This is a genomic window from Kitasatospora sp. NPDC005856, assembly GCF_040629945.1.
GTDB lineage: Bacteria > Actinomycetota > Actinomycetes > Streptomycetales > Streptomycetaceae > Kitasatospora.
In genome coordinates this window covers 1-1,148 of record NZ_JBEXWT010000243.1, presented here as the reverse complement: position 1 = coordinate 1,148, position 1,148 = coordinate 1, and the positions used below count along the sequence as shown (strand labels likewise).

1 protein-coding gene is annotated in these 1,148 nt (G+C 69.1%); it reads left to right on the top strand.

Annotated elements, in window-relative coordinates; genetic code table 11:
• Positions 1-1,125, top strand: a 1,125-nt coding sequence (locus ABZ449_RS42220; protein WP_360357503.1) for an acyl-CoA dehydrogenase family protein, incomplete at its 5' end; no start/stop codon positions are given.
• Positions 1,126-1,148 lie beyond the last annotated feature (23 nt).

The following is a 1,148-nucleotide window of genomic DNA, read 5'->3' as shown; positions in this document are numbered from 1 at the left end:
ATCTCCGAGGAGCACGGGATGCTCCGTGAGGCGGTGCGTTCGCTGGCCGAGGCGAAGATCGCTCCGTTCGCGGCGGAGGTGGACGAGCAGGGGCGGTTCCCGCAGGAGGCGCTGGAGGCGTTGCGGGGCAGTGACCTGCACGCGGTGCACGTGCCGGAGGAGTTCGGGGGTGCGGGGGCGGACGCGCTGGCGACGGTGATCGTGATCGAGGAGGTGGCGCGGGTGTGTGCGTCGTCCTCGTTGATCCCGGCGGTGAACAAGCTGGGGTCGCTGCCGGTGCAGCTGTCGGGTTCGCGGGAGCTGAAGGCGAAGTACCTGGGGGCTCTGGCGCGTGGTGAGGGGATGTTCTCGTACTGCCTGTCGGAGCCGGAGGCGGGCTCGGACGCGGCGGGGATGAAGACCCGGGCGGTGCGGGACGGGGACTTCTGGGTGCTGAACGGGGTGAAGCGCTGGATCACCAACGCGGGGGTGTCGGAGTTCTACACGGTGATGGCCGTCACGGATCCGGAGAAGCGCTCGAAGGGCATCTCGGCGTTCGTGGTGGAGAAGGGCGACGAGGGGGTGTCGTTCGGTGCTCCGGAGAAGAAGCTGGGCATCAAGGGCTCGCCGACGCGTGAGGTGTACTTCGACAACGTGCGGATCCCGGCGGACCGGATGATCGGCGAGGAGGGCACGGGTTTCGCGACGGCGATGCGGACGCTGGACCACACCCGGGTGACCATCGCCGCGCAGGCCGTGGGCATCGCGCAGGGCGCGCTGGACTACGCCAAGGGTTACGTGCGGGAGCGCCGGCAGTTCGGGAAGGCGATCGCGGAGTTCCAGGGCGTCCAGTTCATGCTGGCGGACATGGCGATGAAGCTGGAGGCGGCGCGGCAGATGACGTACGTCGCGGCGGCCAAGTCGCAGCGCGGGGACGCGGACCTGACGTTCTTCGGCGCGGCGGCCAAGTGCTACGCCTCGGACGTGGCGATGGAGGTGACCACGGACGCGGTGCAGTTGCTGGGTGGTTACGGGTACACGCGGGACTACCCGGTGGAGCGGATGATGCGGGACGCGAAGATCACGCAGATCTACGAGGGCACCAACCAGGTCCAGCGGATCGTGATGGCCCGCAACCTGCCGTAACCCGCCCCGACCTGCACCGACGG